This window comes from Comamonas sp. GW821-FHT11H03, assembly GCF_058807955.1.
In genome coordinates, this window is sequence record NZ_JBXARF010000006.1 from 44,126 (window position 1) to 60,256 (window position 16,131).

General features: G+C 62.8%; 15 protein-coding genes. 4 read left to right on the forward strand and 11 right to left on the reverse strand.

The genetic code is table 11. The annotated features are described in order from the left end of the window. Positions 1–254: 254 nt before the first annotated feature. Positions 255–731, reverse strand: a complete 477-nt coding sequence (locus AC1RTQ_RS14545; protein WP_302090008.1) for an Lrp/AsnC ligand binding domain-containing protein — start codon at positions 729–731, stop codon at positions 255–257. Between the two features lie 115 nt (positions 732–846). On the opposite strand from AC1RTQ_RS14545, the gene putA reads away from it, so the two are divergent. Then, a complete protein-coding gene (putA, locus tag AC1RTQ_RS14550; RefSeq protein ID WP_492876743.1) occupies positions 847–4,695 on the forward strand; it encodes a trifunctional transcriptional regulator/proline dehydrogenase/L-glutamate gamma-semialdehyde dehydrogenase in 3,849 nt (1,282 codons plus the stop codon). A 171-nt stretch (positions 4,696–4,866) separates the two neighbouring features. On the opposite strand, the gene AC1RTQ_RS14555 is transcribed toward putA, so the two are convergent. Further along, positions 4,867–5,082: a TOBE domain-containing protein gene (locus AC1RTQ_RS14555; RefSeq protein ID WP_003053517.1), complete on the reverse strand. Its 216-nt coding sequence runs from the start codon at positions 5,080–5,082 to the stop codon at positions 4,867–4,869. Between the two features lie 31 nt (positions 5,083–5,113). Between AC1RTQ_RS14555 and AC1RTQ_RS14560 the strand changes: the two genes are divergently transcribed. Then, on the forward strand, positions 5,114–5,443 hold the full coding sequence (locus AC1RTQ_RS14560) for a hypothetical protein (RefSeq protein WP_492876745.1): 330 nt from the start codon (positions 5,114–5,116) through the stop codon (positions 5,441–5,443). Between the two features lie 3 nt (positions 5,444–5,446). Here AC1RTQ_RS14560 and AC1RTQ_RS14565 read toward each other — a convergent pair whose 3' ends face one another. The 8 genes from AC1RTQ_RS14565 to AC1RTQ_RS14600 form a co-directional block, all read right to left on the reverse strand. Next, positions 5,447–6,379 (reverse strand): CysB family HTH-type transcriptional regulator, encoded by a 933-nt coding sequence (locus tag AC1RTQ_RS14565; RefSeq protein WP_492876747.1) that lies wholly within the window; start codon positions 6,377–6,379, stop codon positions 5,447–5,449. A gap of 70 nt (positions 6,380–6,449) precedes the next feature. Further along, complete coding sequence (locus AC1RTQ_RS14570; RefSeq protein ID WP_492876749.1) at positions 6,450–7,460, reverse strand: ATP-binding cassette domain-containing protein; 1,011 nt, start codon at positions 7,458–7,460, stop codon at positions 6,450–6,452. A 112-nt stretch (positions 7,461–7,572) separates the two neighbouring features. Continuing rightward, positions 7,573–8,418 carry an aliphatic sulfonate ABC transporter permease SsuC gene (gene ssuC / locus AC1RTQ_RS14575; RefSeq protein ID WP_492876751.1) on the reverse strand — a complete coding sequence of 282 codons (846 nt, stop codon included), beginning with the start codon at positions 8,416–8,418 and terminating at the stop codon, positions 7,573–7,575. Positions 8,419–8,428: 10 nt separating this feature from the next. Continuing rightward, positions 8,429–9,652 carry an FMNH2-dependent alkanesulfonate monooxygenase gene (gene ssuD, locus AC1RTQ_RS14580; protein WP_492876753.1) on the reverse strand — a complete coding sequence of 408 codons (1,224 nt, stop codon included), beginning with the start codon at positions 9,650–9,652 and terminating at the stop codon, positions 8,429–8,431. A 23-nt stretch (positions 9,653–9,675) separates the two neighbouring features. Beyond that, the gene (locus tag AC1RTQ_RS14585) at positions 9,676–10,758 is read right to left on the reverse strand and encodes a sulfonate ABC transporter substrate-binding protein (RefSeq protein WP_492876755.1); all 1,083 of its coding nucleotides are present in this window, start codon (positions 10,756–10,758) and stop codon (positions 9,676–9,678) included. Between the two features lie 20 nt (positions 10,759–10,778). Further along, positions 10,779–11,801, reverse strand: coding sequence for a sulfonate ABC transporter substrate-binding protein (locus AC1RTQ_RS14590; RefSeq protein ID WP_492876757.1), 1,023 nt, complete (start codon positions 11,799–11,801; stop codon positions 10,779–10,781). Between the two features lie 212 nt (positions 11,802–12,013). After that, positions 12,014–12,610, reverse strand: a complete 597-nt coding sequence (gene ssuE / locus AC1RTQ_RS14595) for an NADPH-dependent FMN reductase (protein WP_302089999.1) — start codon at positions 12,608–12,610, stop codon at positions 12,014–12,016. A 68-nt stretch (positions 12,611–12,678) separates the two neighbouring features. Further along, positions 12,679–13,710 carry a sulfate ABC transporter substrate-binding protein gene (locus AC1RTQ_RS14600; protein WP_302089998.1) on the reverse strand — a complete coding sequence of 344 codons (1,032 nt, stop codon included), beginning with the start codon at positions 13,708–13,710 and terminating at the stop codon, positions 12,679–12,681. Positions 13,711–13,853: 143 nt separating this feature from the next. Between AC1RTQ_RS14600 and AC1RTQ_RS14605 the strand changes: the two genes are divergently transcribed. Both AC1RTQ_RS14605 and AC1RTQ_RS14610 read left to right on the forward strand, forming a co-directional pair. Further along, positions 13,854–14,129, forward strand: coding sequence for an oxidative damage protection protein (locus AC1RTQ_RS14605; protein WP_003053502.1), 276 nt, complete (start codon positions 13,854–13,856; stop codon positions 14,127–14,129). 377 nt (positions 14,130–14,506) lie between these two features. Beyond that, positions 14,507–15,670, forward strand: coding sequence for a GGDEF domain-containing protein (locus tag AC1RTQ_RS14610; RefSeq protein ID WP_492876761.1), 1,164 nt, complete (start codon positions 14,507–14,509; stop codon positions 15,668–15,670). 198 nt (positions 15,671–15,868) lie between these two features. Here the strand turns inward: AC1RTQ_RS14610 and AC1RTQ_RS14615 are convergent, their stop codons facing one another. After that, positions 15,869–16,123 carry a transcriptional repressor gene (locus AC1RTQ_RS14615; protein WP_492877110.1) on the reverse strand — a complete coding sequence of 85 codons (255 nt, stop codon included), beginning with the start codon at positions 16,121–16,123 and terminating at the stop codon, positions 15,869–15,871. Positions 16,124–16,131 lie beyond the last annotated feature (8 nt).

A 16,131-nucleotide genomic window follows, 5' to 3' on the forward strand; every position in this document is an offset into this window, starting at 1 on the left:
AGAGTTGCATGCTCATCAAAGCTGTACTCCCGCTGGGTCACTGGTGCATTGACTCTCATAGATGCCGCTTTTTGGTCATTAATCGAGAAAAACTGCACAGCTTTGTGCCGCAGCCCGCGCTGCGGCGACCACCTCTGTGTGTATCAATTATTTACATGTTTTGAGCACCCCCCACTCCAGGGAAAGCAGTTGTTGCTAGCCCGCGTCAACGCAGATATAGGGCTCAGAGTCCTTCATTCAAACGCGCTTTTCTCCTACAGAGGCAGCCGCGCATCGTCCTTGATCTCCTCCATCACCGCATAGGTTCTGGTCTCGCGCACGCCCGGAAGCTGCCACAGCACCCGACCCGCAAAGTCACGGTAAGCAGCCATATCGGCCATGCGGGTCTTGAGCAGATAGTCAAAACCGCCTGCCACCATATGGCATTCCATGATGGCCGGATAGGCGAGCACGGCAGATTTGAACTCGTCAAACACATGGGGCGTGGTCCGGTCCAGCAGCACCTCGACAAACACCGTCATGCCCACGCCCAGCTTCTGCGGGTTCAGCCGCGCTTCGTAGCCCAGGATGTAACCATCGCGCGTAAGTCGGGCCACGCGGGACTGTACGGCTGTGGGCGACAGCGCCACCTGCTCTGCCAGGCGCAGATTGGAGATGCGCCCATCGGTTTGCAGAATTGCCAGTATTTTTCGATCAATCCTGTCGATATCCACTTCCGAAGCCTCGATCATTGGTGAATTCCTCTTTTTAATTCACTCAATATAGTGATTCATTTTTCGACAAACCAGCAATGATTTTCCCTATGTAGACAGCTGCGTCCAGGCCGCATGCAATGCAGCTGTGAACATGGTGAAGGCCGCGCACCCGCTCGCGTCCAGGCTCTACAACACCTGCACAGACATGCCGACTTTCACTGCGCTGCCAGATTCCAGCCGCCCTGCCGATGAACTGCGTCAAGCCATCAGTTGCGCCACCCGCATGGCCGAGTCCGATGCCGTGGCACGGCTGCTGCCTGCAGCCACGCTGCCGCCCGCCCAGGCTGCCCAGGTCGCTGCCCATGCACAAAACCTGGTCGAGCAGCTGCGCGCCCAACCCGCCAGCGCGGGGCGCCAGGGGCTGGTACAAGGCTTGCTTCAGGAGTTCTCCCTGTCCTCGCAGGAAGGCGTGGCGCTGATGTGTCTGGCCGAGGCCTTGCTGCGCATACCCGATGCCGCCACGCGCGACGCACTGATCCGCGACAAGCTGCGCGGCGGCGACTGGCAGGCTCATCTGGGCAAGAGCCCCTCGCTCTTTGTCAATGCTGCCGCCTGGGGACTGGTGGTCACCGGAAAGCTGGTCGATACGCATAGCGAGTCTGGCCTGCTCGCGGCGCTCAAACGCATCACAGCCAGAGGCGGCGAGCCGCTGGTGCGCAAGGGCGTGGACATGGCCATGCGCCTGATGGGCGAGCAGTTTGTGATGGGCGAGACCATTTCCAAGGCTTTGGAGCGCGCTCGCGAGCTGCAGGCCCGAGGCTTTCGTTATTCCTACGACATGCTCGGCGAGGCCGCACTCACCGCCGAGGACGCACAGCGCTACATGCAGTCCTATGTGAATGCGATTCATGCGATCGGCAAGGCCGCTGGCGGCAAGAGCGTCTATGAACGGCCGGGCATTTCCATCAAGCTCAGCGCCCTGCACCCGCGCTACAGCCGCGCACAATGGCAACGCGTGATGACCGAGCTGCTGCCGCGCGTGCTGCAACTGTGCGAGCTGGCACGCAGCTACGACATAGGGCTCAATATCGACGCCGAAGAAGCCGACCGCCTGGAGCTGTCGCTGGACCTGCTGGAACAGCTGGCCCACGCCCCTGCCCTGGCAGGCTGGAGCGGCCTGGGCTTTGTGATTCAGGCTTATCAAAAACGTTGTCCCTATGTGATCGACTATCTGATCGACCTGGCCCGTCGCAGCGAGCGCCGCCTGATGGTGCGCCTGGTCAAAGGCGCTTACTGGGACAGCGAAATCAAACGCGCCCAGATCGACGGTCTGAGCGACTACCCGGTCTACACCCGCAAGCACCACACCGATGTGGCCTATATTGCCTGCGCTCGCAAGCTACTGGCCGCCCCCAGCGCCATCTACCCGCAATTCGCCACCCATAACGCCCAGACCGTGGCCAGCATCGAATCATTGGCCGGTGCTCAGCCCTACAGCGCCGGACGTTACGAGTTTCAATGCCTGCACGGCATGGGCGAGCAGCTCTACCTGCATGTGGTCGAGGCCGAGGACAAGGCCGCACGCCGCCCCTGCCGCATCTATGCTCCCGTGGGTACGCACGAAACACTGCTGGCCTACCTGGTGCGCCGCCTGCTGGAAAACGGCGCCAACAGCTCATTCGTGCACCGCATCGCCAACCCCGACTGGCCTATCTCTGATTTGATAGCAGCCCCGGCAGACCAAACCTGGGCTGAGGGCCAACCGCCCCCCCAAACCCGGGCCGGGGTGGAGGCACTTCTTGCAGGCGATGACATAGGCCTGCCCCACCCCCATATAGTGCTGCCGCGCGATCTGCTGGGCGAACAGCGCCGCAACTCCTCAGGTCTGGACCTGAGCGATGACGGTGTGTTGAGCGATCTGTCTCAAGCGCTTGCGCAAAGCAGGCCCGCACAACTTCGCCAGGGCGTCCATGCCGTGCATGCCGCCGACACCATCGGCACAGCCATAACCAACCCGGCCAGCCATCAGGAGCTGCTGGGCTATGTCAGCGATGCCGGGCCCGCACAGATTCAGCAGGCCATGCAGGCGGCCGCACAGGCCCAGCCTGCGTGGGAATCCACCCCGGCCGAGCTGCGTGCCAGTCTGCTGCAGACTGCAGCCGAGCTCTTTGAAACGCAGATGCAGCCGCTGATGAGCCTGCTGATGCGCGAAGCCGGCAAGACTGCAGCCAATGCCGTGTCCGAGGTGCGTGAGGCCGTGGACTTTCTGCGCTATTACGCGGCTCAGATTCAGCGGCAGGCCGCTGCGGATCTGCTCGCCCCCGGCATAGGCCCCGTGGTCTGCATCAGCCCCTGGAATTTTCCACTGGCCATCTTCACCGGCCAGGTCGCAGCCGCCTTGGGCGCTGGCAATGTGGTGCTGGCCAAGCCCGCCGAGCAGACCCCGCTGATCGCCCTTGAAGCCGTGCGCCTGCTGCATCAGGCCGGCATTGCGTCAGACGTTCTGCAGTTGCTGCCCGGCCGGGGCGAGACCGTGGGCGCCGCGCTGGTGGCCGATGCGCGCGTGTCAGGTGTGCTGTTCACCGGCTCCACCGAAGTGGCGCGACTGCTGGCTCTGCAGACCGCCGCCAGGCTGCGCCCCGACGGCCAGCCTGTGGTGCTGGTGGCCGAAACGGGCGGTCAGAACGCCATGTTGGTGGACTCATCCGCCCTGGTCGAGCAAGCCGTGCAGGACATTGCTGCATCCGCCTTTGACAGCGCGGGCCAGCGCTGCTCGGCTCTGCGCCTGCTGTGCGTACAAAACGACTGCGCCAACCGGCTGCTGGCCATGCTGCGCGGTGCCATGCAAGAGCTGCATTGCGGCAACCCGGCCGAACTGGCCACCGATGTGGGGCCCGTGATCGATGCCGATGCCAAGACTGGTATCGAGCGGCATATCGCCAGACTCAGGGCTCTGGGTCTGCGCATCCACCAATCGCCGCTGAGCCCTGAAACTGCCGCACAAGGGCATTTTGTGGCACCCACGCTGATCGAGCTGCCCGATCTGCATCAGCTCAAGCGCGAAGTCTTCGGCCCCGTACTCCATGTACTGCGCTATCAAAGGCGCGAGCTGCCGCAGTTGCTGGAGCGCATCAACGCCCTGGGCTACGGCCTGACCATGGGATTGCACACGCGCATCGACGAAACCGTGCAGCAGGTCGCCCAGGCGGCACATGTTGGCAATCTGTATGTGAATCGCAATATGGTGGGGGCCGTGGTCGGTGTTCAGCCCTTTGGCGGCGAAGGGCTGTCGGGCACCGGTCCCAAGGCCGGCGGCCCCCTGTATCTTCCGCGCCTGCAGCAGACACCCGGCTCGCCCCTGCGTTTGCTCAGTCTGCTGCTGCATCAATCCGGGCAGGCACAGGCCAATGCCACGCCCGTCACGGCCGCAGCGGCGACCGCCTTGCGGCAGCTGGGCCACTGGGCCAGGCAGTATGGCGAGGCCATCGTCAGCCGCGATTGCGAGCGCCTGCAATCGGCCCTGCCCGATCTGCATGCTGTGCGCCTACTGCCCGGCCCCACAGGCGAGCGCAATCTCTACCAGCTGCTTGGCAAGCCGCGCACACTGTGCCTGGCGCAGGAAAGAACCATGCTGCTGCAGCAACTGGCGGCCGCACTGGCCTGCGGCTCGCAAGCACTGTGGATGCCCGGCTCGCTCGGAACAGCAGTTCACGGCGAGCTGCCAGAGCCACTGCGCCGCCATGTGCTGCTGCTGCCTGCCGGGCTGAGTATCGAGGAAATTGCGGAAACCGAACCCATGGATTCAGCACTGCTGGAATGCGACGACCCTCAATTTCTACGCTGGGCGCAGGCCTTGGCAAGGCGCCCCGGCCCGTTGATACTGCCCACACGCTGTGTGGCAGGCCAGCCCGTTCGGCTGGAACGGCTCTGGCATGAACGAGCTCTGTCGCACAACACGGCGGCAGCGGGCGGCAATGCGGCATTGATGACGCTGGAATAGGCCCCCCGGCGCTGTGCGCCCGATACTCACCACGCCCCCTCAGAGCCGTTAACACCGTCCAGCAAACCGCAGCTCTTCTATTGAGACTAGGCGCGAAGCCGCAGAAGCACAAAAGAAAGCACCCAGCGCAAGCAGTACCTGCGCCGGGTGCTCTTTGAGAGTCAATGAGATTTACAGCTTGGCGATGGACACCTCTGTGGACTTGACCAGAGCTACCACCTCCGAGCCCACCGCCAAACCCAGGTCATTGACCGAGCGCGTGGTGATCACCGAAGTGACGATGCCCCAGGGCGTTTCCACATCCACTTCCGAGACCACGTCACCGCGGATGATTTCCTTGACCTTGCCCTTGAACTGATTGCGTACGTTGATGGCTTGAATGGACATACAAAATTCTCCTGAGAAGTCGTGAAAGGTTTTGAAAACAGTGTTTGCTGCACTGCATGAAAACGATTCTGAAACCTTCTCCAAAAAACTCAAAAGAATAAAAACAAAAATTTTTATACCAAAAACATCTTATGAAAATCAGCGTCCATACCGTGGCACGAACCTGCGTGGCACAACGCCTGCGCGGCCAGGCATCGAACAACAGCCCGATCGAGCGGATGACAAAGACGCCCATCACCACGATATGGCCGTGCAAAAAGCTCGAGACATAGAGCACCACCTATGCCGGCCCCTGCTGCATATTCGCCCCGTGCAGTGCAATACCCGGGGGCTTGAAGCTCTTTCGGGAAATCCGAGTTGAAATTCAGTCTTTGACAGATTGCAGTGCCGCACGCACCACCTCAGGCGTCAGCGTAGGCACAAAGCTCTCGATGAAGGCATAGGCATAGCCACGCAGCCAGGCATCGCGGCGCAGAGCCAGGCGCGTGAGATTGACCTCAAACAGGTGGCGAGCATCGATAGCGCGCAGATGGCGGTCGCGCTCGGCATCGAAGGCGATGGAGGCAATGATGCCCACACCCATGCCCAGCTCCGCATAGGTCTTGATTACATCGGCATCCATGGCGGTAAGCACCACATCAGGCACCAGCCCGGTCGCCGCAAACGCCTTGTCGATATGGGCACGCCCCGTGTAACCCTGCTCGTAGGTGATGATGGGGTGGCGCGCCAGCGCTTGCAGCGTCAGTGCTCCTTCTGTATCGAGCAGTTCATGGCCGGGCGGCACGACCACGCTGTGCGACCAGCGGTAGCAAGGCAGAGTCACCAGATTCTCATAACTGCCCAGCGCCTCGGTGGCCACGCCGATATCGGCCTCGCCCGAGAGCAGCATCTCGGCCACCTGGCGTGGCGAGCCCTGATGCAGATGCAGCGAAACCTGGGGGTAGAGCCTGCGGAAATCGCGCACCACCTGGGGCAAGGCATAGCGTGCCTGGGAATGCGTGGCAGCAATCGACAGACCGCCGCGCTCGCTGGCGTGAAAGTCCTCGCCCGCGCGACGCAGATTGTCGGCTTCGAGCAGCATGCGCTCGACAATGGGCAGCAAGGCCGTGCCCGGCGGCGTCAAGCCCGTCAGACGCTTGCCGGCGCGCACAAAGATATCGATGCCCAACTCCTCCTCGAGCTCGCGAATCTGCCGGCTCACGCCGGGCTGCGAGGTGTGGAGCATGGCGGCCACTTCGGTCAGATTGAAGCCACGCCTTGCGGTTTCACGAACCGAACGCAGTTGCTGAAAATTCATATCTTGATAGCCGCCGGCGCAATTTCCTTCTGCGTCGGCCGCCTGCTTCTCTTTGTTGTCGTTGTATGCCTCAGATGGCCCAGCGCAAGCCCGTTGCCGGCACGCCAAGCCAGTTGCTCGGCCCGGACACCTGCCCGGATTCTGGCTTTTGCAGCACGCGATCCAGAATGCGCGTCTCCAGCGCAGCAAAGCGGGCATCGCCATGCACACGCGGGCGCGGCAAATCGATGCGCTCGTCGAGCGCAATGCGCCCATCCTCGATCAGCACCACGCGGTCGGCCAGGGCCACGGCTTCCTGCACATCGTGCGTGACCAGCAAGGCCGTGAAGCCGTGGCTGCGCCACAGACCTTCGATGAGGCGGTGCATCTCGATGCGCGTCAGCGCATCGAGAGCGCCCAGCGGCTCATCGAGCAGCAGCAGTCGCGGCTGGTGAACCAGGGCACGGGCCAGGGCTACGCGCTGGCGCTGGCCGCCAGACAGCCGCGCCGGCCATTCGTTTTCGCGGTCAGCCAATCCCACCTGCGCCAGCACCTTGCGGCCGCGCTCGCGTGCCGAATCAGGCAACCCCAGAATCACGTTGTCCAGCACCCGCTTCCAGGGCAGCAGACGCGCGTCCTGAAACATGATCCGCGTATCCCTGTTCTGCCGGCGCTGCTCGCGCGCATCGCCCGCATCGATCAGCAGCTGCCCAGCACTGGCCTCTTCCAGCCCTGCCACAAGGCGCAGCAAGGTGGACTTGCCGCAGCCGCTGCGCCCAACGATGGCGATGAACTCGCCGGGCTGAACATCGAGCTGCACCTGCTTGAGCACTTCACGCTCGCCATAGCGCTTGGTCAGCTGCCGTGTCTGCAAATGCACCCCCTGCGCGCCCTCGGTCTGCTCTTTCTGCTGCGCGTCCGGCCGCTGGTTGCTGTCCTTTTTTTCCTCTTGCGCATCCTCGGCCTTGTGCCACAGCTGGCCGCTAGCCTGCAAGGCCTCGGCCTCGTCCCAGGATGCCTCCCATGCCACCAGCGGCTGACGTGCATTCAAGGCACCAGCACTCACCAGCGACTGCGTCAAACGATTCCACAAACTGCTCATCACCAACTCCCGTCTTTGTCTGTTCAAAACTGGCGCAGCACATGCGCGTGACAGCGAGCAAGCGCCGCCGCGCAGCGAGGCTGTCGTCCCCTGGGGGAAGCCGCAATGCGGCTCAGGGGGCTCCATAGCTCGGATGCCAGCGCAGCCACCAGCGCTCGAGCGAACGGGCAAACACATCGGCCAGCTTGCCCAGGATGGCGTAAAGCAAGATGCCCACCAGCACCACATCGGTCTGCAGAAATTCACGCGCATTCATGGTCAGGTAGCCGATGCCTGCCTGGGCCGAGATGGTCTCGGCCACGATCAGAATCACCCACATCAGCCCCAGCGAAAAACGCAAGCCCACCAAAATGGAAGACAACGCTCCCGGCAACACGATGTCGCGGTACAGCTGCCAGCGCGTGAGGCCGTAGCTGCGGCCCATCTCGATCAGCCCCGGGTCCACATTGCGGATACCGTGGAAGGTGTTGAGGTAGATGGGGAAGAACACCGAAATGCTGATCAGGAAGAGCTTGGCCGACTCGTCGATGCCGAACCACAGAATGACCAGCGGAATCAGCGCCAGCGCCGGGATGTTGCGCACCATCTGGATCGTGGAATCGAGCAGCGTCTCGGCCCAGCGCAGCGAGCCTGTGAGCAGACCCAGCAGCAAGCCCAGGCTGCCGCCAATGGCCAGCCCTGCCAGCGCACGCCCGGCACTGACCTTGACATGGGTCCATAACTCGCCCGACTCTGCCAGAGACCAGGCTGCACGCAACACATCCAGCGGTGCGGGCAGCACCCGTGTGGACAGCCAGCCATAGGCCGATGCGGCCTGCCAGGCAGCGATCAGCGCGACAGGCAATAGCCAGGGCAGCAGCCGCAAAGCGAACTGACGCGCCAGCAGCTCCAGGCGCGGCACCGGCGGTCTTGCAGGCTGGGCACTGGATTGCAACGTCAGCGTTTGAACATCACTCATACACACTCCTTCAGCTTTGCGACACACGGACCTGCTCACGCTCCGAAGCGGCGGCTCCCGAAGCGACGGCTCCCGAAGCAGCGGCTCGCGGCGAGTACAGATTGGCCACGGTTTCTCCAAACGGGCCGCCCGGATTGCCGCCGCCCAGCTTTTCCTGCACGTTGACCGGCAACAGCGGGAAGACCAGCTCGGCAAAGCGATAGGCTTCCTCGAGATGCGGGTAGCCCGAGAGCACAAAAGTGTCTATGCCCAGATCGGCATATTCCTTGATGCGGTCGGCCACCGCCTGGGCGCTGCCCACCAGGGCCGTGCCCGCACCGCCACGCACCAGACCCACGCCGGCCCATAGATTGGGGCTGATCTCCAGGTCCTTGCGGCTGCGCTTGGTGCCGCCCGCATGCAACTGGGCCATGCGGCGCTGGCCTTCGGAATCCATGCGCGCAAATGCGGCCTGTGCCTGCACCACGGTCTCGTCCTTGAGGCGGCTGATCAATCGCTCGGCGTCGGCCCAGGCTTCTTCATCGGTCTCGCGCACGATCACATGCAAACGGATGCCGAACTTGACCTTGCGGCCATGGCGTTCGGCCTTCTCGCGCACATCGGCAATCTTCTTGGCGACTTCGGCCGGTGGCTCGCCCCAAGTCAGATAGGCATCGACCTGCTCTGCCGCCAGCTCGTGAGCGGCAGGCGAAGATCCGCCGAAATACACGGGTGGATAGGGTTTTTGCAGTGGCGGGAACAGCAGCTTGGCACCCTTGACCTGCAGATGTCGACCTTCGAAATCCAGCGACTTGCCCTCATGGCTGCGCGCCAGAATCTCGCGCCAGATCTCGATGAACTCCGCCGATTGTTCATAGCGTGTCGCATGATCGAGAAACACGCCATCACCCTCCAGCTCAGCCTGATCGCCGCCGGTGACCAGATTGATCAGCAGCCGCCCGCCGGATAGGCGGTCAAAGCTGGCTGCCATGCGAGCAGCCAGGCTGGGCTGATGCAGACCGGGACGCACGGCCACCAGGAACTTCAGGCGCTTGGTGACGGGCAACAGGCTGGACGCCACTACCCAGGGATCTTCGCAGGAGCGGCCCGTGGGAATCAGCACGCCTTCATAACCCAGGCTATCGGCCGCAACGGCCACCTGCTTGACATAGTCATGGCTCAGCTGGCGTGCGCCTTCGCTGCTGCCCAGGTAGCGGGCATCACCATGGGTGGGAATGAACCAGAACACTTGCATGACGAAATCTCCTTGAGCCTGACTTAGAACCTGGATGCCACGGCGGGCGTGATGGATGACGCGGCGGGGCTCGCCTGGCCATAGCCCGCGTATTCCGCCGCTGTGGGCTGCCAGACGATGTCGACCACCTTCACCTGGCGTGGAATCACGCCCAGACGAAAAAAGGTATCGGCCACGCGCTGCTGCTCGAGCACGATGGCGGGATTGAGCAGCGTGGTCGGCGAGCTGGGCCGGCGGCCGATAAAGCGGCTGACCACATTCGCGTCCAGACCGCTGAAGGCAGCCAGCAGTTGCACAGCCTCCTTGCGCGAGGTCTGCACCAGCTGATCGGCGCGCGTGAGCTCGTCGAACAAGGCCTTGATGAGCTGGGGATGGTGCTCGACCAGGCCGCGCGAGGCCAGATAGAAAGAGTTGTTGCCCGTCAGACCTTCACCGCTGGTCAGCACGCGCGCTCGGATGCTCAGCTCGGTGGCCGCATAGAACGGGTCCCAGATGGCCCAGGCATCGACGCTTGCGCGCTCGAACGCTGCACGCGCATCGGCCGGGGCCAGATACACGGGCTGAATCTCGGCCCAGGCAATACCGGCCTTGTCCAGCGCACGCACCAGCAGGTAATGGGCGCTTGAGCCTTTTTGCAGCGCCACACGCCTGCCCTTGAGGTCGGCCAGGGTTTTCAGCGGCGAATCGGCGAGCACGAGAATGGCCGAGCTTTCAGGCTTGGGCGGCTCGGCCCCTACATAGCGCAGATCCTTGCCCGCGGCCTGGGCAAACACGGGTGGCGAATCGCCGGTCAGGCCAAAGTCCAGGCTTCCGGCCGACAGCGCCTCCAGCAACTGCGGCCCGGCTGGAAACTCCAGCCAGCTGATCTTGGTGCCAGGAAAGCGCTTTTCCAGAACGCCATGCTGCTTGAGCACGACCAGATTGACGGCTGACTTCTGATAGCCGATGCGCAACTGTGCCGGAGCTGCAATAGCCGGCACAGACTGGGCCAGTGCATCGTTGGCGTAATAGGCGGCCAGTGTCCAGCTGAAAGCCGTGGTGCCCAGCAGTTGCAGAGCCTGGCGACGGCCGCGATGGAAACGGGGTGAAGAGGATGCTGAACTCATGGCAATGACCTTTTCATGAATCAGCGGCTGGCCAGCAAGTCCACGGGCGCGGCATGCAGCAAATTGAGCTTCTTGGGAATCAGCTTGAGATCGAAGAAAGTGTCGGCAATCTTTTGCTGCTCACCCAGGATTTCGGCATTCACGGCCTTGGTGCCGAACTCGGCGCGGCTCAGGTACAGCTCGGTCACGGCGGTGTCCAGGCCCAGGATCTGCGACAGCTCTGCCGCTGCTGCGCTCTTGCTCTTGCTGGCCCAGGCATCGATGGCAGCGATTTCCTCGATCGCGATGCGCAGCACATCGGCATTGCGGCTCGCATAGTCACGCGAGGTGAAGTAGTAGGCGCGGTTGTTGACCACGCCCCTGGCATCGGCCAGCAGGCGTGCATCCAGAGCCTTCTGGGCCGAGGCCAGGAACGGGTCCCAGATCACCCAGGCATCGACCGAGCCCTTCTCGAAGGCTGCACGCGCATCGGGAGGAGCCAGAAAGACCGACTTCACATCACCGTACTTGAGGCCATGCTTTTCCAGCAGCTTGACCAGGAAGTAATGAACGTTGGAGCCCTTGTTGTAGGCAATGCGCTTGCCCTTGAGGTCGGCCACACTGCGGATCGCCGAGCCCTTGGGCACGATCACCGCTTCCAGACCTGGGCGCGCCACAGTGGCACCCGCATAGACCAGGGGCGCACCGGCGGCCTGGGCAAAGATGGGTGGAGCCTCGCCCACATCGCCAAAGTCGATGGAGCCTACATTGAGCGCTTCCAGCTGTACGGGACCGGCGTTGAACTCGACCCAGCGCACGGCCACGCCCAGCGGGGTCAGGCGCTTTTCCAGCGTGCCGCGATTCTTGAGAATCGACAGCCAGCCTTTTTGATGGCCCACACGCAGCACTCGCTGCCCGCCTGCCGTGCCATTGCCCTGCTGCGCATGCAGTCCACCCGAAGCCAGGGCCAGCGCCGAGGCGGCCGTACCTGCCAGCCACTGACGGCGTGTGGTGTTCAGCAATTGCGACGAAATGACGCCAGAAGTGTTGTTGCGATCAGTCATGAGAAATCAATCCTTGGAGCTTGCAGTCCACACACTTCAGGCGCACCTTCGGCCTGATTTCAGGCGCAGCTCGGCCTTCGCAGTGCGGGAACTGCTATCAAAAAAATGGTAAATGCGTCAACGCTGCGAGAAAGGACGGCCAGCAAGGACCGCCCCGCAGCAAAGGTCGTCGTCCCCTGGGGGAAGCGGCAAAGCCGCTCAGGGGGACCTACTTAAACGCTACATCGCACGTCGGCAAACGCAATGCTTTCAAAGTCATTGGCTGCGGCCCATTGGGCACTGCGGCGCAGATCGGTGGCCAGCAACTGGGCTGCATCCTCGACGCGCTCGGCGATCTCGGGGGCCAGGCCATAGCCGCCTTCAGGCAGCAGAGGCACACCCTGGTCGGTGGCATAGATGCCCGGCAGTATGTGGCGCGCGCCAAGCGACTGCAGCACGGGGCGCAGCGCGTAGTCCAGCGCCAGCATATGGTGAGGGCTGCCGCCAGTGGCCAATGGCAGAACCAGCTTGCCCTTGAGCGCCGTCTGCGGCAGCACATCGAGAAACACCTTGAGCAGGCCGCTATAGGCCGCCTTGTAGACCGGCGTGGCCACCACCACCGCGTCGGCACGGGCCACTCTATCGGTCACGGCACGAATCTCGGGGTGATCGAAGCGGGCATGCAACAGGGCTGCGGGCTCCAGCTGGTTGAGCTGCAGCACGGGCTCGGTGCTCAGCCCCTGCACCTGCAGGCGAGCGGCCACGGCATTGAGCAAGGCACTGGAGCGCGAAGGCTGCGAGGGACTACCGGCAATCAGCAAAATCGACATGGCTTGGCTTTATCTTTTTGTTATTGCAAAGTCAGGAGCACTCATCGCGCTCCCTTCCTGCGTTTCGCTTATTTCTTGGTGTAGATCTGATCGAAGCTGCCGCCGTCGGCAAAGTGAGCCTTGTCTGCCGCTGCCCAGCCGCCAAAAGCCTTGTCGATAGTGAACAGCTCCAGCTTGGGGAACTGGCCGGCAAACTCGGCCGCCACCTTGGCATCGGTCGGGCGGTAGAAGTTCTTGCCGGCAATGCGCTGGGCCTCCTCGGAGTACAGATACTTCAGATAGGCCTCGGCCACGGCACGCGTACCCTTTTTATCGACCACCTTGTCGACCACGGCCACCGAAGGCTCGGCCAGGATCGACAGCGAAGGCGCGACGATCTGGAACTTCTCGGGGCCGAACTCCTTGAGCGCCAGATAGGCCTCGTTCTCCCAGGCCAGCAGCACATCGCCCAGGCCGCGCTGCACAAAGGTCACGGTGGAGCCGCGCGCGCCGGTGTCCAGCACGGGCACGTTCTTGTAAAGCTTGGTGATGAAATCCTTGGCTTGTGCATCGCCGCCATACTTGCGCTTGGCAAATTCCCAGGCCGCCAGATAGTTCCAGCGTGCACCGCCCGAGGTCTTGGGGTTGGGAGTGATCACCTGAATGCCAGGCTTGACCAGGTCGTCCCAATCCTTGATGCCCTTGGGATTGCCCTTCTTGACCAGGAACACGATGGTGGAGCTGTAGGGCGCGCTGTTGTGCGGCAAGCGCTTTTGCCAGTCGGCCTTGACATTGCCGTTCTTGACCAGGGCGTCGATATCGCCTGCAAGGGCCAGCGTAGCCACGTCGGCCTCAATACCGTCGATGATGGAACGCGCCTGCTTGCCCGAGCCGCCATGCGACTGCTTGATGGTCACATCCTGATTCTGCGTGGCCTTCCAGTGCTTGGCGAACGCCTGGTTGTAGTTCACATAGAGCTCGCGTGTCGGGTCGTAGGATACGTTGAGCAGTTGCACACCGGTTTGCGCAAAAGCGGGCAATGTGGGCAGAGCCGAGAGGGTCAAGCCAGCAATCAGACCGGCAGCCAGAGGAAACTTGATAAAGTTGCGACGATTTTTCATTGGACTGTGTTCTTGGAGTGAATGGTTAACGGGCTTCTGCCCCGTTGCTGTGCATTCTTGAGCCGCATTCTTAAAACTCAAACTACTAAGATTTCAGTTTGTTATTACTCAAACATCTGAAATCAACCAAGAGGACCCTACACATGGCACGTACCGTTCACTGCATCAAGCTTGGTCAAGACGCTGAAGGCCTGGATTTCCCTCCTGCCCCGGGCGAACTGGGCAAGCGTATCTATGAAAGCGTGAGCAAGCAGGCCTGGGCCGACTGGCTCAAGCACCAGACCATGCTGATCAATGAAAACCGTCTGAACCTGGCCGATGCCCGCGCCCGCCAGTACCTGGCCCGCCAGATGGAAAACCATTTCTTTGGTGGTGGTGCCGATGCCGCAGCCGGCTATGTGCCTCCCAGCGCCGAGTAAGTTCTTCTGACTCGCACACCAAGCCCCGTGGCCCTGCCCCGGGGCTTTTTTATGTGTAAATTCGCAGCAGTAACGGCGAGGTTGCACGGCTGGTCCGCATGCTGCGGGTCAACGAAGACAGCCCGCCGATCGCGGCGGCAACGGCAGGCCGTCCTCTCCTTATGCCCGGCTCCATCCGCCACTTCCTTTCGACGACCCAGCCAACCAGAGATACTTGAAAATCCGCATCCTGCGACAATTCGCCTCGCGTGCGGCCCGTTCCATTTCAATGCCACGGCCCCGACCGTCACCCCCGAGCAACTGATCGGCTCCCGCGCTTTGCCCCTGGCCGGACGGCTCTCGCGCGGAGCCCACCCGCGCTGACACATCCATCGTCCATGGTTCTCGATCCCTTCACCCTGCTCGTTCTCACCGCGGCCATGGCCGCCGCCTCGGCGCTGTATCTGGCTGCGGAATGGGGCAGCGTGCGCGAACGCTCGCTGCTGCTCTGGAGCGGGGGGTTTGCCATCATCGCCGTGGGCTGTGTGCTGGCCCTGCTGCGCTCCAGCGGCCATGTGCTGTTGGGCATCTGGTTTCCCAACGGCTTGCTGATCTCCGCGCACTGGCTGTTCCTGGCCGGCGTTGCCGCGTTCACGCACACCCGGCTGCCGCGCACCTGGTGGCTGGTGGCCGTCGTCTGGCTGGCGATGCTGTTTCTACCTAGCGGGCCGTGGTGGTCCAGGGCAATGCTGGGCATCCAGTCGCTGCTGATCGCCGTCATCAGCCTGCGCGCCGGCCTGCTGCTGCGCCCGCAGGGCGGTACGCTGGGCGTGGGCGCGGCGCAACTGCGCTTCGTTCTGCTGGCACACGGCCTGTTCTACCTGGCCAAGGCCGTCTCGACCGTGGCGCTAGACACCTTCATCAACCTGACCAATTTCCACGGCACGGTGATCCTGGTCTCGCTGGTGGAAGGCGTGATGGCGATCATGCTGCTCGCGATGTCCATGACCGGCACCGAGCGCCATCGCCGTGAAGAGCGTATCGCGCAGATCGCCGCCCGCGACCCACTGACCGCCCTGGACAACCGCCGAGCGCTCTATCTGCGCGCACCTGAGTTGCTGCGGCAGGCCTCGCCGGCCAGCCCCGGTGCCCTGCTGCTGATCGACATTGACCACTTCAAGCAGGTCAACGACCTGCACGGTCACGATGCAGGCGACCGCCTGCTGGTGACCCTGAGCGACCTCATCCGCGGCTCGCTGCCCCACGGCGCGCTGGCCGCGCGACTGGGTGGGGACGAGTTCGTGATTCTGCTGCGCAGTGTCTCTGGCACCGTTGCGCAGGCGCTGGGACAGAGCCTGCGCGAGTCGTTCGCGCAGCAGGCGCGCGCCATGTTCGCAACGCCGGAGCCAGTATCCCTGAGCATCGGTGCGACCTTGTTCGACCAGTCCGAGGCCGAGCTGTCACATTGGCTCAAGCGGGCCGACGAAGCCCTATACGCATCAAAGCGCAAGGGACGGGACCGGATGGAACTCGCCCCGCCTCCGCCAGGGCGGCCGCAATGATACTCCTCTAGCCTCGACAGGAGCCAGTGCGGGGGCCCGGATGCACTTCACCTTTGGCGGTGCCCTGGCCTCATGGTCGTTACCGTGATGCGCCCTAAGCGGATGCCCCTCAGAGGCACAGGTATGTCTGCTTCTGGCAGGTTGCGGCTGTCGCCATTCGACGGCGGATTCAACCGGTTGCTGCCTGTCATGCTCACATCACAACCTACTGGTCACTGCCGCATAACGGTCAGACTCGCGCACTTTGATACCGTTGTGATGCACAACCCCCAGCCTGCTCAGCTGAGCCACCACCTGCATGACAGCCCCCACACTGACCGGGGTTCCCCAAAGGTATAGCTGACGATAGATCTCGTCTTTGCTGAGCGCATGCGCAGAAGAGCTCAGCAGGACCTGCAGCACGCCAATTCTGGCGACGGTTGGACGCAGTCCTGCTGCCCTCAACCGTGGCATCACACTTG